Annotated in this window: 10 protein-coding genes; all 10 read left to right on the top strand. The window is 69.2% G+C overall.

What is annotated here, in order from left to right; all coding sequences use genetic code 11:
• Nucleotides 1-328: 328 nt before the first annotated feature.
• The 10 genes from BBSC_RS06670 to BBSC_RS06625 all read left to right on the top strand — a co-directional run bounded on the left by BBSC_RS06670 (nucleotide 329) and on the right by BBSC_RS06625 (nucleotide 17676).
• Entirely contained in the window at nucleotides 329-1837 is a 1509-nt protein-coding gene (locus BBSC_RS06670; RefSeq protein WP_033516959.1) for a DUF3375 domain-containing protein, read from the top strand.
• Nucleotides 1838-1839: 2 nt separating this feature from the next.
• Nucleotides 1840-2655 (top strand): DUF4194 domain-containing protein, encoded by an 816-nt coding sequence (locus BBSC_RS06665; RefSeq protein ID WP_231649368.1) that lies wholly within the window; start codon nucleotides 1840-1842, stop codon nucleotides 2653-2655.
• Nucleotides 2656-2657: 2 nt separating this feature from the next.
• Entirely contained in the window at nucleotides 2658-6230 is a 3573-nt protein-coding gene (locus BBSC_RS06660; protein WP_046726300.1) for an ATP-binding protein, read from the top strand.
• Nucleotides 6227-7390 carry a DUF3322 and DUF2220 domain-containing protein gene (locus tag BBSC_RS06655; protein WP_033516957.1) on the top strand — a complete coding sequence of 388 codons (1164 nt, stop codon included), beginning with the start codon at nucleotides 6227-6229 and terminating at the stop codon, nucleotides 7388-7390. Before BBSC_RS06660 ends, BBSC_RS06655 begins: the two co-directional genes overlap by 4 nt.
• Before the next feature lie 262 nt (nucleotides 7391-7652).
• Entirely contained in the window at nucleotides 7653-10589 is a 2937-nt protein-coding gene (uvrA, locus tag BBSC_RS06650) for an excinuclease ABC subunit UvrA (protein WP_033517064.1), read from the top strand.
• Between the two features lie 253 nt (nucleotides 10590-10842).
• Nucleotides 10843-13224 carry an excinuclease ABC subunit UvrC gene (gene uvrC, locus BBSC_RS06645; protein WP_375713296.1) on the top strand — a complete coding sequence of 794 codons (2382 nt, stop codon included), beginning with the start codon at nucleotides 10843-10845 and terminating at the stop codon, nucleotides 13222-13224.
• 50 nt (nucleotides 13225-13274) lie between these two features.
• Nucleotides 13275-14213: a shikimate dehydrogenase family protein gene (locus BBSC_RS06640; protein WP_033516952.1), complete on the top strand. Its 939-nt coding sequence runs from the start codon at nucleotides 13275-13277 to the stop codon at nucleotides 14211-14213.
• Between the two features lie 35 nt (nucleotides 14214-14248).
• Complete coding sequence (gene rapZ / locus BBSC_RS06635) at nucleotides 14249-15178, top strand: RNase adapter RapZ (RefSeq protein WP_033517062.1); 930 nt, start codon at nucleotides 14249-14251, stop codon at nucleotides 15176-15178.
• 177 nt (nucleotides 15179-15355) lie between these two features.
• Nucleotides 15356-16303: a DNA-binding protein WhiA gene (gene whiA, locus BBSC_RS06630; RefSeq protein WP_033516950.1), complete on the top strand. Its 948-nt coding sequence runs from the start codon at nucleotides 15356-15358 to the stop codon at nucleotides 16301-16303.
• Nucleotides 16304-16470: 167 nt separating this feature from the next.
• A complete protein-coding gene (locus BBSC_RS06625) occupies nucleotides 16471-17676 on the top strand; it encodes a phosphoglycerate kinase (protein ID WP_033516948.1) in 1206 nt (401 codons plus the stop codon).
• The last annotated feature ends 53 nt before the right edge of the window (nucleotides 17677-17729 follow it).

Here is a 17729-nt window from a genome sequence, read left to right as displayed (position 1 = left end):
CCGCCCGCCTCACCCCGACCGAAGCCCTGCGCGGCGAATAGCCGGCCCGTCCCATAGGCCCGGCAACTCCCGGGTTTCACACGCAAAACCGTCTCTGCGCGTGTATAACCCGGGGTTTGCCGGACGGTACTCCCGGGTCATACACGGATTGGGGTCGTTTCGCGTGTGGAACCCGAGAGTTGCCCGCCGGTACTCCCGAGGTATACACGCGCAGAGGCCGCTTGGCGTGTATAACCCGGGAATACCGGCCCGTCCCGCCGCCCGGCTGACACGCGCGGGCCGGGCCTTCGGCTACCATGGAGCCTCCACGGGAATGAGGAGGCGTGCTGTGGCCGATGTGAGACGGGAAATGGAACGGCTGCGCCCGGTCTACGAAACCGGCGTGCTCCGTCTGCTGCTGCGCCAGCATTCCATGACCTATGTGGCGCTGCTGCGCGCCGCGTTCGACCCGCTCACCGGCGAGTTGCCGCGCGAGACGCTCGAGGAGCGCTTCGCGCAGAGCCTGTCCGCGCTGGCCGACGCCGGCGAATACGCGCTGCGCGAGGACCAGACCTTCGCCGATGCGGCGCACCGCATCCTCGCCGACCTGACGCGCGAGGGCGAAGGCGACTATGCATGGCTCGCCAACGCCCACGACGCCGCCTCGCACAGATTCCTCTACCGGCTCACCGCCCGCGCCCACCGGGCCATCGAGGCGCTGGGCCGGCTCGAGGACGAGTCGCGCACCCTCTCCGGCGCGCAGGCCAACAGCATCATCATGGAGATCGAGCACGCGCGCATGCAGCTGACCGCCGACCCCGGGGAGCGGATCAGGCTGCTCAACCGCGAGATAAAGGACCGCAAGCACGAGATCAAGCGCATCCAGCAGGGCCAGCAGCACGCCACGCTCTCCGAAGCCCAGGTCGAGGACGTCATCGCCGTCGTGCACAACACGCTGCGCGGCGTGCCGATCGACCTGCGCGAACTCGTGCTCGCCGAACGCGACAACGGCGACGCCCTGCGCCGGCGCATGCAGGCCGGCGACATCAGCGTCGACGAGAACCTGACCCGCTACCAGGACGAATACCGCCGCTCCTTCAGCGAATCGGATTCCGGCCGCCGCTTCGAGGACGCCTTCCAGGTGATCATCACCGACGAGGGCCGCCAGCAGATCGACGAGGCGCTGCGCGACATCGCGAAAACCCCGTACCTGGCCGGCGAATCCGGCGCGCTGCTCGGCCAGATCCGCGACGAGCTCGCGCGCATCTACGACGGCATCGAAGCGGTGCGCCACCAGATGCGCGTCTCAAACGAGGCGATCAGCCGGCTGGTCGGCCAGCAGACCGACACCCGCTACCGCACCATGCTCACCAGGCTCAACCGGCTGTACGCCGCCGTCAGCGCGGACGCCAGAGCGCATCCCGGCGACGGCGCACGCCCCTACGCGACCGGCACTGCCGACGGGCCGATCGCGCCCCTGCCGATGCGCCCGGCGAAATCCATGACGCGGGCCGCGACGCCCGGCCTGCACGACACGCCGGCGCCCGGCGCCGCGGTCGACCTGCGCGTCCTGATCGGCAACGGCGGCCCAAGACTGCGCCGCATGGCCACGCAGATCCGGCGCGACCCGGTGATGCGCGGCGGGCTCGTCGACATCGCCGCCAGCTTCAACCGCCTGCCGGAAACGGAACGCCACGAAAGCGAACTCGTCGGATTCCTCGGCGGGCTGCGCGGCGCCGACGGCGCCGACGCCGCGGTCTGGCACTGCGTATCCCTCGGCGGCGAACCGCGCGACTGGACCACCAGGGCGGTGCTGGCCGACCCGGACGAACTGGACGACATCGTGGAGGAAGGATGACCATGAGCGACGACAACCCATACGCGCTGTTCGAAGGGGACCGCGGAGACATGCCGGCCGACGCGCGCCGCGCCGCCATCGCGCTCAAGCGCGAACGCTACATCGACGGCACGCTCTACGAGCTCGCGCTCGACCACTACGACGCCGTCACGCGCTCGCTCAACAACGACCTGCTCGAACCGGTCATCAACGAACGGTACCGCATCATGTACGCCGCGCCCGTGGCCGGCGAGGACGTGACCCTGCGCTCGCTGAAAACCCGCGCCAGCCTCAAGCGCGAGGAGGCGGCGCTGCTCGCCTTCCTGCGCATCCGCGTGCTCGAATACGAGAACATGCGCGTGGCCGCCGACGAATGGATCGTCAGCCTCGAGGAGATCCGCGCGGCGCTCGCCACCGGCGCCGGCCACCTGTCCGCGCGCAACGACGAGGAGGGCGTGCTCCGCCAGATCGGCGCGCTCATCTCCGCGATGAACACATACGGCTACCTCGAACGGCTGGACGACGACACCATGCTGAGGATCACGCCGCTCGTGCCCGCGGTGCTCGACCGCGAACTGGCCGACGCATGGCTCGGCGTCGCCGCGGCCGACGAGGACGACGAGACCGATGGGCCCGGATCCGACCCGTCGCGCGACGGCACCGACGACGGGCCCGATGACGGGGACGCCGAGCCCGGCGGGACCGGCGAACCCGGCGGCGGGCCGGACGGCGGCAACGGGCGGCGCTCGCCGGGCATGGTCGACGAGCCGCTGTTCGGCGATGACGCGCTCGATGACGATGCGCTCGGCGGCGAGGCCGCCGACGGGGAAGGGGAATGACGATGGCGGCCAAGGACATGCAGATGATCGCGGACCGGTGGATGATGGAATCCCGCCGGCTCGTCAACTGGGGATCCTATGAGGGATACCACGAATTCCGCCCCTCCACGGACGGCCGTCTGCCGGTGACGCTGCTCGCCGGCGCCAGCGAATCGGGCAAGTCCACGCTGGTCGACGCGCAGATCTCCCTGCTCTACCCGACCGGCACCCCGTTCAACAAGGCGTCGAACTCCGGCCGGTCCGAACGCAGCGACTACACGTACCTGCGCGGCATGGTCGGCGTCGGCAACACCGACGAGGGCGACCGGCCGATCTACCTGCGCGGGCTGGACGACAACGGCGCGCCGCAGGCCGTCTGGGGAGCGATCGTCGACACCTACCGCAACACGACGACCGGCCAAGTCCTGTCCTGCGGCAAGTTCCTGTACCTGATGCCCGGCGACAAGGGCAGCGAGGTGCGCCGCCAATACGTCGCATGGGACCGGCCCATCGACCCGCGGGCCATGGACCGGTTCCGCGAATCGGCGTTCACGCCCTCGCAGCTGAAAACGGCCTACCCCGAATGCCTCACCTTCCCCAGCGCCGAGGCGTTCCACACCCACATCTGGAGCGTGATGGGGCTGAGCGCCGACGCCTGCCGGCTGCTGCACAAGATCCAGTCGGCGGACGCGCCCTCGCGGCTCGACGACATCTTCAAGCAGGGCGTGCTCGGCGTGCCCGAGGCCCTCGACCTGGCGCGCTCCACCGTGGAGGACTACGAGCGCTACGACGAGAACTTCCGCACCATGGAGCAGAAGGCCCGGCGCATGGACGCCCTGCAGGGCATCCAACGCGCCCATGGCGGCTATGCGGCGGCCGTGGGCGCGGCGCGGGCCTTCGACCCGGTCGACCCGGCCGGCGAGACGGGTCGCGATACGCTGCGCGCATGGGCCATCGCCCGCATGGCCGGCGAAGTGGCCGCCCAGCTGCCCCTCGACGAGCAGGAGCGGGACGCCCGCATGGCCGCGTCCCGGGCCGCCGGCGCGCGCAGCGAGGAACTGCGCGGACGCATCGACGCGATCCGCGCCCAGATGCAGGGGCTGGACGGCGGCAACCTCGCACGCCTCGAATTCGAACTCGACCAGAGCCGGCGCACGCTCGCCGCCGTGCGCGACAACCGCGCGCACACCGCCGAACTGTTCGACGCGGTCGGCGAGACGATGCCGGCGAGCGAACAGGCGTGGGACCAGCGGCGCGTCGAGGCCGTGAACTTCAAACGCGTATACGACCAGCGCGCCGCCGAACTCGAAACCGAACGCAGCGCCGCCGACCGCGCGCACTACGCCGCGCTCGACACGCTGCAGCGGCTGCGGCACGACTACGAGCGGCAGAAGACGCAGCGCACCCGCATCTCGCGGCAGATGGACGAGACCCGCGCCATGCTGTGCCGGGCGACCGGACTGGACGCCGGCGAACTGCCCTACGTCGCCGAACTCATGGACGTGCGCGAGGACGAGGAAGCCTGGCGCCTCGCCATGAACGTGGCCTACGGGCCGATCGCGCAGACGATCCTCGTGGACAAGCGCCACGAACAGGGCTTCGCCGCCAAGGTGAGCACCATCGACCCGCACCAGATGGCGCGCCGCACCTGGCAGTTCGTCGACACGACGCGCGATTACGGGGCCGCCGCCGCGTCGGAGGACGCCCCGGACGCGCGGCCCGCCGACCGGGCGGCCGCGCCGGAGGACGCATGGCTGTCTTCGAAGCTGCGCTACCGCGACGAATCGCCGTTCGCCGGATGGCTGCGCGAACAGACCCGGTCCGAACGCCTCGACGCCCGATGCGTCGCCGCCATCGACGACGCCGACCGCGACACGCGGCAGGTGCAGGCCGACGGCCAGATCAAATCCGGCAAACGCGGCCAGCACGGCGTCAAGGACCGCCAGCAGGTCATCGGCTACGTCAACGAAAGCTACCTGCACGATCTCGAACGGCAGATCGACCAGGCCTCGGACACGGCGAACGGCACGGAACGGACCCTGACGGCCGCGAAACGCCAGGTCGACGCGCTGCGCCGCGGCCTGACGCTGGCCGACCAGCTCGCCTACACGGCATGGGACCGCATCGACGCCGACGGCGCCGCCGCGGCGGTCACGGAACTGGAAACGACCATCGCCTCGATCAAGAACGACCCCGAACTCGCCAAACTCGCGGCGCTCAAGGACTCGCTGTCCGAGGAACTCGACCGTTCCGAACGCGACCGCATCCAGGACGAACAGGCGGCCGACGCTGCGGCCGACGCCGCCGACGCCGCACGCGCATGGCTCAACTCCCATCAGACGGGTGCCGCCGGGACATCGGCCGGCGCCGACGGTACGGAAGCCGGGCCGGCTCCCTCCGACGCGGCCGCCGCGCCGCTGGACGACGAGGTCGCCTCCGCGCTCGCCGAATCCTACGACGGCAAACTCCCCGGCGACGATCCCGCGCTGCGCGCCCACATGATCATCGGCGCGGGGCAGGCGGCCTCCTCCGGAAACCAGTTCGCCGAACGCGTCATCGCCGGCATCGGCAAGGACATGGCCTCGCGCGTCGACGCGCTGTCCGAACGCGTCGCCGTGGCGCGCGCCGGCGTCGAAACGCGCATGGACTCGTACCTGCACGACTACGCGGCCGACGACGACGCCGTCACCGCCAGCGTGGAGGACTACCGCTACTACCTCGAGGAACTGGAAAGCCTGTCGCGCCTGACGGCCGTCGCCGCCACGGACGGTGAATACCGCCGCTGCCTCGACCAGCTGCTCATGAGCCTGCTGACGATCAAACGCGCGATCGACACGGACGCGAGCGACATCCGCAGCCAGCTGGACCGCATCAACGCGATGCTCGAAGGCCAGCAGTTCGGCCCCAAGCACGGCAGCCTGTCCCTGCACGCGGACGTGCGCCGCCCGGAACGCGCCTTCTCGGCCCAGCTGAGCCGCGCCATCGGCACGCTCAACGACTGGAAGTCGGAGCCGGCGGCCCAAGGCGCCGCCGATTCGCGCCGGGCATTCGCCGCATGCGCACCGATGATCGACCTGCTGCGCGACCAGCTCGCGCAGGTCAAGGACGCCAACGGCGTGAAAAGCTACGGCGCGCGCGACCTCGACCCGCGCTGCCGCTCCTCGTTCTACGCGATCGTCCACCACGAGGACGGCCCGGACGAGCGCATCACCTCCACCGGCGGCCGATCCGGCGGCGCCCTGCAGGAACTCACCTCCTTCGTGTACGGCGCGGCGCTCATCTACCTGCTCGGCGGCGGCATGACCAGCGAACCCTCGTACACCACCCTGTTCCTCGACGAGGCGCTCATCAAAGCCGACGGCCGCTACACGCAGCGCGCCCTCACCGTGCTGCCGCGCCTCGGCTTCCAGGTCATCGTCTCCGCGCCCGAAAGCAAGACCGGCGAAATCCTCGAAGTGTCCACCAAGGCCTACGTCACCTACAAGGACCCCGACACCGGGCTGACCTCCCTGCGCGAAGCCGTGCTCCGGCCGGAGGAGGGCGCGCAGGCCCCGGCCGGCGCAGCCGACGCCGCCGAGGACCGGGACCGGCCATGAGCGAGCCGAAGGACGTCGCCGCGATCACCGACCGGGTGGAGGCCCACATGCGCGCCAACCTGTACCGCATCGAACAGGCCTGGCCGTACACCGTGCCGGTCGGACTGCCCGGCAGAGCCGAATTGGAGAAGCACGCCATCGCGGTGCACAACAACAATAACGACATCAAGAAGTGGGCCGGGCAGCGCGGATGCGAGACCACCGTCACGCAACGGAAAATCGGCACCGCCGTCGGACTCATCTCCGCGGTCACCGTCCCCGACGAGGCGACGGCCCTGCGCGTCGCCGGCCGCGGCCTGGCCACGCAATACCGCGAAGCCAGACGCCGCCTGATCCGTTTGCGCGCCGAATTCGACGCCGAACCGGACACGATCGAAGCCGTGGCCGCCATGACCGGCCACGAGCAGGCGCTGGACTTCGACCTGCTGATCACCGCGGCGCACTACTTCGCGGACTACGACGCCGCCGGCATGAGACCGCGGCAGGTGCCGCTGACGGGATTCAGCGGCAAATGGCTCAACGAATCGAACACCAGACGCCGCAAAGCCATCTGCCGCCTGCTGGGCAGGGAGACGCTGGAGCTGTCGAGCCGCCCGCGCGAACTGCGATTCCGGTACCTCGACCCGCGGCGCGCCGACGCCGAACTCGAACGCATCGCCTGGTGCCCGTGGAACGGCACGGCGCTCGCGGGAATTCGGTACGCGGTCATCATCGAGAACAAGGACACCTACCAGGACATGCCGCCGATCCCCGACGGCATCTGCATCTGGGGCTCCGGCGACGCCATCGGCGCCGTGGCCCCGGAGATTCCCGCGCTGCGGGACATGCGCGTCGTGTATTGGGGCGATATGGACGCAGACGGATTGGAGATCCTCTCGATGCTGCGGGAGCGGGGGCTCGACTGCGACTCCATGTTCATGGATTGCGCCGCATACGAGCGGTACCGCCGGTACGGCACCGACCTGAGCGAGCGCGGCAGACGGCTCGCGCTGCGGGACCCGAAGCCGGCGCCGGGTCTGCGGCCGGCGGAGCGGGAGCTGTACGTCCGGCTCTGCGAGGACGCCGCCATGCCGTTCCGGCGCGTCGAACAGGAGCGCATCACCCTGGCCGACGCGGCCGAAGCGCTGCGGGGACTGGGCGTTCCGGCCGGGCGGGCGTGACCGGGGCGGACGTCGCCCTGCCCGCGGCCGGAGGCGCCCGCGCGGCCCGACAACACGCCGTCGAACATACGTTCGAATTTTGTCGCGGGGTCGGGTATTCTTGGCATGGACTTGGATATGCAGGACACGCGATCGGAGGCAGGGGACCATGGCAGCAACACGAGCCGACGCAGGCGGGGCCGGGGCGGCGAAGCGGCCCGACGCCCGGAGCCGGAAGGCACCCGGCAAGGGCAGAAGCGGCGAGGTCGTGGTCGAAAAGGTGATGACCAGCGACACCTTCCTCGCGCGCGAGATCAGAAAGGCGCCGATGCGCCACATCGGCGATTCGCTCGTAGCTGATATCTCGCATATCCCCAACGACCTGAAGATCACGATCCAGGGCGCCCGCGAGCACAACCTCAAGAACGTGGACCTGGCGGTGCCGCGCAACCGCATGGTCGTGTTCACCGGCCTGTCCGGTTCGGGCAAGTCCTCGCTCGCCTTCGACACGCTGTTCGCCGAGGGGCAGCGCCGGTACGTCGAGTCGTTGTCGGCCTACGCCCGCCAGTTCCTCGGGCAGATGGACAAGCCGGACGTCGATTTCATCGAGGGCCTGAGCCCGGCCGTGTCGATCGACCAGAAGACCACGAACCGCAACCCGCGTTCGACGGTCGGCACGATCACCGAGATCTACGACTACCTGCGCCTGCTGTTCGCACGCACCGGCGTGCCGCACTGCCCCGAATGCGGCGAGCTGGTCAGCGCGCAGACCCCGCAGCAGATGGTCGACACGCTGCTGAAGAACCCTCAGCGCACGCGCTTCCAGATCCTGGCCCCCGTGGTGCGCGGCCGCAAGGGCGAATTCGAGGACCTGCTCGAGCTGCTGCGCGGCGACGGCTACGCCCGCGCGCTCATCGACGGCGAGATGCGCCAGCTGAGCGACGACATCAAGCTCACCAAGCAGAAGAAGCACACGATCGAGGTGGTGATCGACCGTCTGGTCGTCAAGGACGGCATCCGCCAGCGGCTCACCGACTCGATCGAAACGGCGCTGCGCCTCGCCAAGGGCATCGTCGTCGCCGACTACGTCGACCTGGACCCGTCCGACCCGAACCGCCGCCAGCCGTTCTCCGAGAAGCGGGCCTGCCCGAACGGCCACCAGCTCGAGCTCGACGAGATCGAGCCGCGCACCTTCTCCTTCAACGCGCCCTACGGCGCCTGCCCGGCGTGCACGGGCATCGGCTACAACCTGGAGATCGACCCGGAACTGGTCATTCCCGATCCGGACAAGACACTCAACGAAGGCGCGATCGAGCCATGGGGCCTCACCAAGGGCGCCGGCGAGTACTACCGGCATGTGCTCGAGGGTCTCGGCGACGAGATGGGATTCGACCTCGACACCCCGTGGAAGGACCTGCCCGAGGAGGTCCGCCACGCGATCATGTACGGCCGCGACTTCAAGGTCAAGGTCTCCTACCGCAACCGGTGGGGGCGTATGCGCGAGTACTCGACCGGCTTCGAGGGCGTGGTGCGCACGCTCATGCGCCGGCATGACGAGACCGATTCGGACCAGATGAAGCAGTACTACGAGTCGTACATGCGCGAGGTGCCGTGCCAGGCGTGCCAGGGCCGCCGTCTGCGCCCCGAGGTGCTGGCCGTGACCGTCGGCGGCAAGTCCATCGCCGACGTGTGCGACATGCCCGTCGAGCGCGGGCTCGCCTGGGTGAACGGGCTGGATCTGCAGGGCTCGGCCGCGCGGATCGCCGGCGAGGTGCTCAAGGAGATCCGCGCACGGCTCGGGTTCCTCAACGACGTCGGGCTCAACTACCTGACGCTGTCGCGCGCCGCGAAGACCCTGTCGGGCGGCGAGGCGCAGCGCATCCGACTCGCCACGCAGATCGGCTCCGGGCTCGTCGGCGTCATGTACGTGCTCGACGAGCCGTCCATCGGTTTGCACCAGCGCGACAACCAGCGGCTCATCGAAACGCTGCATCACCTGCGCGATCTCGGCAACACGCTGATCGTCGTCGAGCACGACCAGGAGACCATCGAAAAGGCCGACTGGCTGGTCGACATCGGCCCGGGCGCCGGCGAGCACGGCGGCGAGGTCGTCTACTCCGGGCCCGCCTCGCACCTGGTGGACGCGCCGCGTTCGATCACCGGCGACTACATCGCCGGCCGCCGCGAGATCGAGGTGCCCGCCATGCGGCGCAAGACGCGCCGGACCAAGCAGCTCAAAGTCGTCGGCGCGCGCGAGAACAACCTCAAGAACCTCACCGTGAGCTTCCCGCTCGGCGTGATGACCGTCGTCACCGGCGTTTCCGGGTCGGGCAAGTCCACGCTGGTCAACTCGATCCTCTACCCGGTGCTCGCCGACAAGCTCAACGGGGCGCGCATCGTGCCCGGCAAGCACACGCGCGTCGAAGGCGTCGATCAGTGCGACAAGGTGATCCACGTCGATCAGAACCCGATCGGGCGCACGCCGCGCTCGAACCCGGCCACCTACACGGGCGTGTGGGACAAGATCCGCACGCTGTTCGCCAAGACGCCGGAGGCGCAGGTGCGCGGCTACGGTCCGGGCCGGTTCTCGTTCAACGTGAAGGGCGGCCGGTGCGAGGCCTGCCACGGCGACGGCACGCTCAAGATCGAGATGAACTTCCTGCCCGACGTGTACGTGGAATGCGAGGAGTGCCACGGCAAGCGGTACAACCGCGAGACGCTCGAGGTGAAGTACAACGGCAAGTCCGTGGCCGACGTGCTCGACATGCCGATCGAGGAGGCCGCCGCCTTCTTCAAGGCGTACCCGTCGATCTCCCGCTACCTCGACACGCTCGTGCAGGTCGGCCTCGGCTACATCCGGCTCGGCCAGAGCGCGCCGACCCTGTCGGGCGGCGAATCGCAGCGCGTCAAGCTCGCCACCGAACTGCAGCGCCGTTCCACCGGCAAGACCGTGTACATCCTCGACGAGCCGACCACCGGCCTGCACTTCGAGGACGTGCGCAAGCTGCTGCTGGTCCTGCAGGGGCTGGTCGACAAGGGCAATACGGTGATCGTCATCGAGCACAACCTCGACGTGGTCAAGTCCGCGGACTGGCTCATCGACCTCGGCCCCGAGGGCGGCGAGGGCGGCGGCACGGTCGTCACCGAAGGCACGCCGGAGCAGGTGGCGCAGTGCCCCGACTCCTGGACCGGCAGGTTCCTCAAACCGATGCTGGGCTGACGGCCGCCGCCGGCGCGCGGCTCACAGCCCGCCCGGGTGGCGCATGCCCCAGCCGTCCAGCCTCATGAACCGCCCGTCCCGCACATGGCCACTCGGTCGCCGGCGGAACGGGCCGCCGGCACTGCGTCGGAACGAACGGAAAGGAGCGGCGATGACCAACGACAACTTGGAACGGCACGCGCCCGGCACATGGCGCGCGACGGCCGCCGCCCTGCGCGACGGCGACGGCCATGCAGCCGGTTCCGTTCCGACCGTGCCGGGCGCCCAATCCGCCGGGCGCGCCGCCGGGACGAACGTGAACGGCGCTCCGCTGCTCGGCGACTCGCGTGACCTGTTCCGCCCGAAAACCGGCGACATCCCCGCGCAGCCCGGCGTCTACAAGTGGCGCGACGGCGAAGGCCGCGTGATCTACGTCGGCAAGGCGAAGAACCTGCGTAACCGGCTCACCAACTACTTCCAGCCGCTGTACCTGCTGCATCCGCGCACGCAGACCATGGTGCTCACGGCCCGCAGCCTCGAATGGACGGTGGTCGGCACCGAGCTGGAGGCGCTGACGCTCGAATACACGTGGATCAAGGAGTTCGACCCACGGTTCAACGTGCAGTTCCGCGACGACAAGACCTACCCGTACCTGGCGGTTTCGGTGGGGGAGGCGGTGCCGCGCGTCTGGGTGACGCGCAGCCGCAAGCGCCGCGACACCCGATATTTCGGCCCCTACGCGAAGGTGTGGGAGCTGCGCCATTCGCTCGACAAGCTGCTGCGCACCTTCCCGGTGCGCACCTGTACCGGGAGCGTGTACCACAAGGCGGAGCTGACGGACCGCCCCTGTCTGCTCGCGTCGATCGGCAAGTGCTCGGCGCCCTGCGTCGGGCGCATCGAGCCCAAGGAGCACCGCCGCATGTGCGAGCAGCTGGTCGGCGTGATGACCGGACGCCTCGACAAGTCGTACATCGCCCAGCTCACGCGCGACATGAAGGAGGCCAGCGCCGAACTCGAATTCGAGAAGGCGGCCCGGCTGCGCGACGAGATTCAGATGCTGCAGACCGTGGTCGAGCAGAACGCGGTCGTCTTCGACCAGAACGTCGACGCGGATGTGTTCGGTCTCGCCTCCGACGAGCTGGAGGCCTCGGTGCACGCGTTCTACGTGCGCGACGGGTCGATCCGCGGGGAGCGCAACTGGAGCGTCGAACGGGTCGAGGACGTGAGCGACGCCGAGTTGATCGCGGATCTCATCGTGCAGGTGTATTCGGACGTGGCCGGTGAGGCGCTGCCGGCTCGGGCCGGGGCGCCGGAGCTCCCCGACGTCGGCGTGCCGGGCTCCTCGAGCCGCGTCGAGGAGCGGCGCGACGCGATCGGCTCGACGCAGAGCGTGACCGCGACCGACAGCATCGCCCGGGCGCAGGCGACCCGCGAACGGCGCGAGCGGCAGGAGCAGACCGGCCGCGCCGACCTGCTCGCGCCCATCGCGCCGGTGCCGCGCGAGGTGATCGTGCCGGTCGAACCGGCCCGGCGCGGCGAGCTGGAGACGTGGCTGTCGGACCTGCGCGGCGCGGCCGTGACGATACGCACGGCCAGCCGCGGCGAAAAGAAGGCGCTGATGGAACGGGCGAACGAGAACGCGAGCCAGGCGTTGCAGCGCAGCAAGATGAGCCGCATCAGCGACATGGGCACCCGTTCGGCGGCGATGAACGACGTGGCGAAGGCGCTCGGGCTCAAGCAGGCCCCGCTGCGCATCGAATGCTACGACATCTCGAACACGGTCGGCGGCGCGTTCCAGGTGGCGTCGATGGTCGTGTTCGAGGACGCGATCGCCAAAAAGTCCGAGTATCGCCGCTTCGCGATCCGCGGGGCGGACGGCAAGGGCGCGGTCGACGACCTGAGCGCCCTGTACGAGACGCTGACCCGCCGGTTCCGGCACGGCAACATCGCTGGTGACTCGGGCGAGACGATGGACAACGAACGCCGCGAACGGCAGTCGCGCGGCGGCGACGCCCCGGGGCAGGCCGTCTCCGGGCCGGCCGAGGGCCTTGAGACCGGCATCGGGCCTCAGATGACCGGCGGCCGGGACGAGGCCCGAAACGACGGCGCGGGCGGAAACGGCTCGGACGGCGAGCCGGTCGTCCAGCAGAACACGGATCGCCGGCACTTCGCCTACAAGCCGAATCTCATCGTCGTCGACGGCGGGCAGCCGCAGGTCATGGCCGCGGCCAAGGCCCTCGCCGACTGCGGCGTGGACGATGTGGCCCTGTGCGGGCTCGCGAAGCGGCTCGAGGAGGTGTGGGTGCCGGACGACGACTATCCGATCATCCTCAAACGCCAGTCGGAAGGCATGTACCTGCTGCAGCGGGTACGCGACGAATCGCACCGCTTCGCCATCACCTACCATCGCCAGACCCGCCGCAAGGGAGCCCTCCGATCGGCGCTCGACGGCATTCCGGGCGTTGGGGAGTCCTACCAGAAGCGGCTGCTCGCGCATTTCGGTTCGGTGCGCGCGATGCGCGTGGCCAGCGTCGAGCAGCTGCAGGAGGTCAAGGGCGTCGGCCGGGCGAAGGCCGAGGCCATCCACGCCGCGTTGCATGCCGCGCCGCAGGGGCAGGATGCGCCGCACGCGCCGGAGGAGCCGGATCGGTCATGATCCGTCAAGCATCCTTACGGTACGATAGAGACAGCGGAACAAGGAGGGGTATGACTGAGATCACACATCGCTGCGCCGTGCTCGGCAAGCCGATAGCCCATTCGCTGTCACCGGTGCTGCACGCCGCCGCCTACAAGGCGCTCGGGCTGGACGACTGGGCCTACGAACGGCATGAGGTCGGCGAGAGCGACCTCGACGGGTTTCTCAGGGGATTGGACCCGACATGGCGCGGTCTGAGCCTGACCATGCCGCTCAAGAAGACGATCCAGTCCTACGGCACGCCGGCCGACATCTGGGAGCAGCGCCTGAAGGTCGCCAACACCGCGGTCTTCGACTGGTCCGCGCTCGGCGCCGGCGGCCTGCCGTCGATCAGCCTGTACAACACCGACGTGATGGGCATCGTCCTGGCCTTCGGCCACGAGCTGCGGTCCATCGGCCAGCCGGACCGGTGGAGCGGCGCCCATGACGCGCTCGTCATCGGCAACGGCAACACCGCCTCGTCGGCCGTGGCCGCCGCAACGGTGATGCTGGCGAACCGGCAGCCGGACCGGCGCATCACCGTCGCGGCCCGGCACCCCGGCAAGAACCCGCGGCTGCGCGGCATCCTCGACGGGAACGGCCCCGAGGGGAGCGGCGCGTTCGGCTACCGCGAGATCCCGATCGACGCGTCGTTCGACGCCCTGCGCGGCGCGGACATCGTCGTCAGCACGATCCCCGGCCATGCGGCCGACATGATCGCCGAGGTCATCGAAGCCGACGACGCGTTCTTCCCGCGCGGCATCCTGCTTGACGTGGTCTACGACCCGCGCCCCAGCGCGCTCATGCGCGCGTGGCGGGCCAAGGGCGGCCTGGCGATCGGCGGCGAGGAGATGCTGCTGTGGCAGGCGGTCCTGCAGGTCATCCTTATGACCGGCGGGAACCCCTCCGACGACGCCCTGATGGGCGCGTTGGAGCCCGCGATGAGACAAGCCCTTGAGGAGGCGCTGTGACGATGAGCGATTCGGCGAAGACGGATCAGACGGGCATGCAGACCCGAGGCCTTGCTGCGGGCAGCAACCGGCCCGAACCGGCCGACGATTTCGAGGTGCTGCTGATCACCGGCATGTCCGGCGCCGGCCGCTCGCACGCGGCCGACAGCGTGGAGGACATGGGCTGGTACGTGGTCGACAACCTGCCGCCCAAGTTGCTGGTGCCACTGGTCGACATGATGACCAACGCGGGCGCCGGCGACCACGGCGTGCACAAGCTCGCCGCCGTCATCGACGTGCGGTCGCGCGAGTACTTCGACGACCTGTCCGCCGTGCTCAGCCATCTGGACGATCTGGGCGTCAAAACGCGCATCCTCTTCCTCGACGCGAGCAACGACGTGCTGATCAAGCGCTACGAATCGGTGCGCCGCCCGCACCCGCTGCAGCACGGCAACCGGCTGATCGACGGCATCCTCGAGGAGCGCACGCTGCTCGCCAACCTCAAGGAGCGGGCCGACATGGTCATCGACACCTCCTCCCTGAGCATCCACCAGCTGTCGACCAAGCTGTACGAGGCGATGCTCGGCTCGGGGCCGAAGACCGTGGCCGTGCACATCTTCAGCTTCGGCTTCAAGTACGGCATCCCGCTGGACGCCGACTTCGTGGCCGACGTGCGCTTCCTGCCCAACCCCTTCTGGGTGCCGAACCTGCGCGAGCTGACCGGCCAGGACCAGCCGGTCGCCGACTACGTGCTCGGCAGCGAGGGGGCGGCCGCGTTCCTCGACGCGTACGAGCAGGCGATTCTCGTGGCGATCGGGGGGTACGCACAGGAGGACAAGCACTTCGTGACCATCGCCATCGGGTGCACGGGCGGGCAGCACCGCTCCGTCGCCATGAGCGAGGCCCTGGCGTCGCGGCTGCGCGCCCGGGGGCTCGACGTCAGCGTCTCCGCGCGCGAGCTGCAGCGCCGTCACGGCGAGCGGTAGCCGCGTGAGGAAGGCCCCGTCGATGACCACATGCCGAGAAGCATGGGGCCATTGCGTGGACGAATAGGGTTGAGTTGTCCAAGTAGTTAGGTATCACAGTAACCCGGTGGCAACGCGGGATTCGTCTCGCAAAAAGCCTGAAAGCATTGAGAAGAACGGGACATAGGAGGTTGGCTCTTGGCTCTTCTGGATGATGTCAAAAGCGAACTCGCCGCGATCGACAACGAATTGCCCGCCGCCAAGAAGGCGCAGGCGACCGCGATGATCCGGTTCGGCGGCGGTCTGAGGCTCGTGCAGCGTCAGATCATCGTGCAAGCGCAGTTCGATTCGCTGGAAGCCGCGAAATGGCTTCAGGACACCATCAGGACCTTGTACGGACACGAAGCCACGCTAACCCAGGTGGCACGCCAGACCCCGAACGGGGTGGTACAGCGTTATCTGATTCACATCGAGCGCGGAGGCGCGGCACTCGCCCTGCAGACCGGTCTGCTCGACCGGCGCAAGCAGCTGGTGCGCGGCCTGCCCCCCGAAATCATCAACGGCAACATCGCGCAGGTCAAGGCCGCGTGGCGAGGCGCGTTCCTCGCGCACGGTGGGCTGTCGGACCCGGGCAAGGCCAGCTATCTGGAGATCACCTGCCCGTGCAACGAGGCCGCCCTTGCGCTGGCCGGCGCCGCGCGCCGACTGGGCATCAGCGCCAAGCCACGCCAGCTGCGCAGCTCCGAGCGCATCACGCTCAAGGACCCGGACGCGATCGAGCGCATGCTCAACCTGATGGGCGCCCCCCGATCCGCACGCGAGTGGACCGGCAAGCGCTCCGACGGCGAGGCCCGCGGCAAGGCCAACCGCCTGGCCAACTTCGACGACGCCAACATGCGCCGCAGCGCCAAGGCGGCCGCCGAGGCGAGCGAGAAGGTCCGCAAGGCCTTCGAGATTCTGGGCGACGACATCCCCGAAAACCTCAAGGCCGCCGGCCGCCTGCGCCTCGACCACAGCGACGCGAGCCTCGAGGAGCTCGGCCGCCTCGCCGATCCGCCCATCACCAAGGACGCGATCGCCGGCCGCATCCGCCGCCTGCTGCAGCTCGCCGAGAAAACCGCGAAGGCCAACGGCCAGGAGTTCTGACGGCGGCCCGGCCATGCCGGAAAACCCGCGAAACACCGCTTTGCATTTGCCGTGCAAAGCGGTGTTTTGTTCTCTCGCCCCTGTATTATCGCTTATGGCGCTATATCACGCCACCACTCTTCCCGTGGCGCGGCCCAACCACCGCACGCGGTTAGGAAAGGATATTCATGAAGACACTCAAGGATCTCGGAGATCTCAAGGGCAAGCGCGTTCTGGTCCGCGCCGATTTCAACGTCCCGCTGAAGGGCGACGTGATCACCGACGACGGCCGCATCAAGGCCGCCCTGCCCACCATCAAGGCGCTGCGCGAGGAAGGCGCCAAGGTCATCCTCATGGCCCACCTCGGCCGCCCGAAGGGCAAGGTCGTCCCTGAACTGTCCCTGGCCCCGGTCGCCAAGCGCCTGGGCGAGCTGCTCGGCGTCGACGTCCCGCTGGCCAAGGACACCTACGGCGAGGACGCCCAGGCCAAGGTCGCCGCGATGAACGACGGCGACGTCGTGCTGCTTGAGAACGTGCGCTTCAACCCGGAGGAGACCAGCAAGGACGCCGCCGAGCGCGCCTCCTACGCCAAGAAGATCGCCGCCCTCGGCGAGGCCTTCGTCTCCGACGGCTTCGGCGTGGTCCACCGCGCCCAGGGCTCCAACTACGACGTGGCCACCGATCTGCCGGCCGCCGCCGGCCTGCTGGTCGAGAAGGAAGTCAAGGCCCTGTCCAAGGCCACCGAGAACCCGGACCGCCCGTTCACCGTCGTGCTCGGCGGCTCCAAGGTCTCCGACAAGCTCGGCGTGATCGAGAACCTGCTCGACAAGGCCAACCGCCTGGTCATCGGCGGCGGCATGGTGTTCACCTTCCTCAAGGCCAAGGGCTACGAGGTCGGCACCTCCCTGCTCGAGGAGGACCAGCTCGACAAGGTCAAGGGCTACATCGAGACCGCCGAGAAGAACGGCGTTGAACTCGTGCTGCCGACCGACGTCGTCGTGAACGCCGGCTTCCCGGCCGGCGACACCCCGGTCGCCCCCGAAGTCGTGCCCGCCGACGCGATCCCGGCCGACAAGATGGGCCTGGACATCGGCCCGGAGTCCCAGAAGCTCTTCCACGACAAGATCGTCGACTCCAAGACCGTCGTGTGGAACGGCCCGATGGGCGTGTTCGAGGTTCCCGAGTTCGCGGCCGGCACCAAGGCCGTGGCCCAGGGCCTGGTCGACGCGACCGCGGCCGGCGCGTTCACCATCGTCGGTGGCGGCGACTCCGCCTCCGCCGTGCGCAACCTCGGCTTCCCGGAGGACGGCTTCTCGCACATCTCCACCGGTGGCGGCGCCTCCCTCGAGTTCCTCGAGGGCAAGGAGCTCCCGGGCCTGAAGGTGCTCGAGTAGTCGATTGACGCTCTCTGGCTCCCCTCGCAAAAGGGGAGCCATTTATATGTTGG

The sequence above is a fragment of the Bifidobacterium scardovii JCM 12489 = DSM 13734 genome (genome assembly GCF_001042635.1).
GTDB lineage: Bacteria > Actinomycetota > Actinomycetes > Actinomycetales > Bifidobacteriaceae > Bifidobacterium > Bifidobacterium scardovii.
Note: the sequence above shows the minus strand (reverse complement) of the source record. Positions and strands in the feature narration are given on the sequence as shown.

What these genes read in the sequence shown, in the direction of transcription:
- BBSC_RS06625 (WP_033516948.1), top strand. Translation starts at nt 16,471, where the DNA reads ATGAAGACACTCAAGGATCTCGGAGATCTCAAGGGCAAGCGCGTTCTG.
- BBSC_RS06655 (WP_033516957.1), top strand. Translation starts at nt 6,227, where the DNA reads ATGAGCGAGCCGAAGGACGTCGCCGCGATCACCGACCGGGTGGAGGCC.
- rapZ (WP_033517062.1), top strand. Translation starts at nt 14,249, where the DNA reads ATGCAGACCCGAGGCCTTGCTGCGGGCAGCAACCGGCCCGAACCGGCC.
- BBSC_RS06665 (WP_231649368.1), top strand. Translation starts at nt 1,840, where the DNA reads ATGAGCGACGACAACCCATACGCGCTGTTCGAAGGGGACCGCGGAGAC.
- uvrA (WP_033517064.1), top strand. Translation starts at nt 7,653, where the DNA reads ATGACCAGCGACACCTTCCTCGCGCGCGAGATCAGAAAGGCGCCGATG.
- BBSC_RS06640 (WP_033516952.1), top strand. Translation starts at nt 13,275, where the DNA reads ATGACTGAGATCACACATCGCTGCGCCGTGCTCGGCAAGCCGATAGCC.
- BBSC_RS06660 (WP_046726300.1), top strand. Translation starts at nt 2,658, where the DNA reads ATGGCGGCCAAGGACATGCAGATGATCGCGGACCGGTGGATGATGGAA.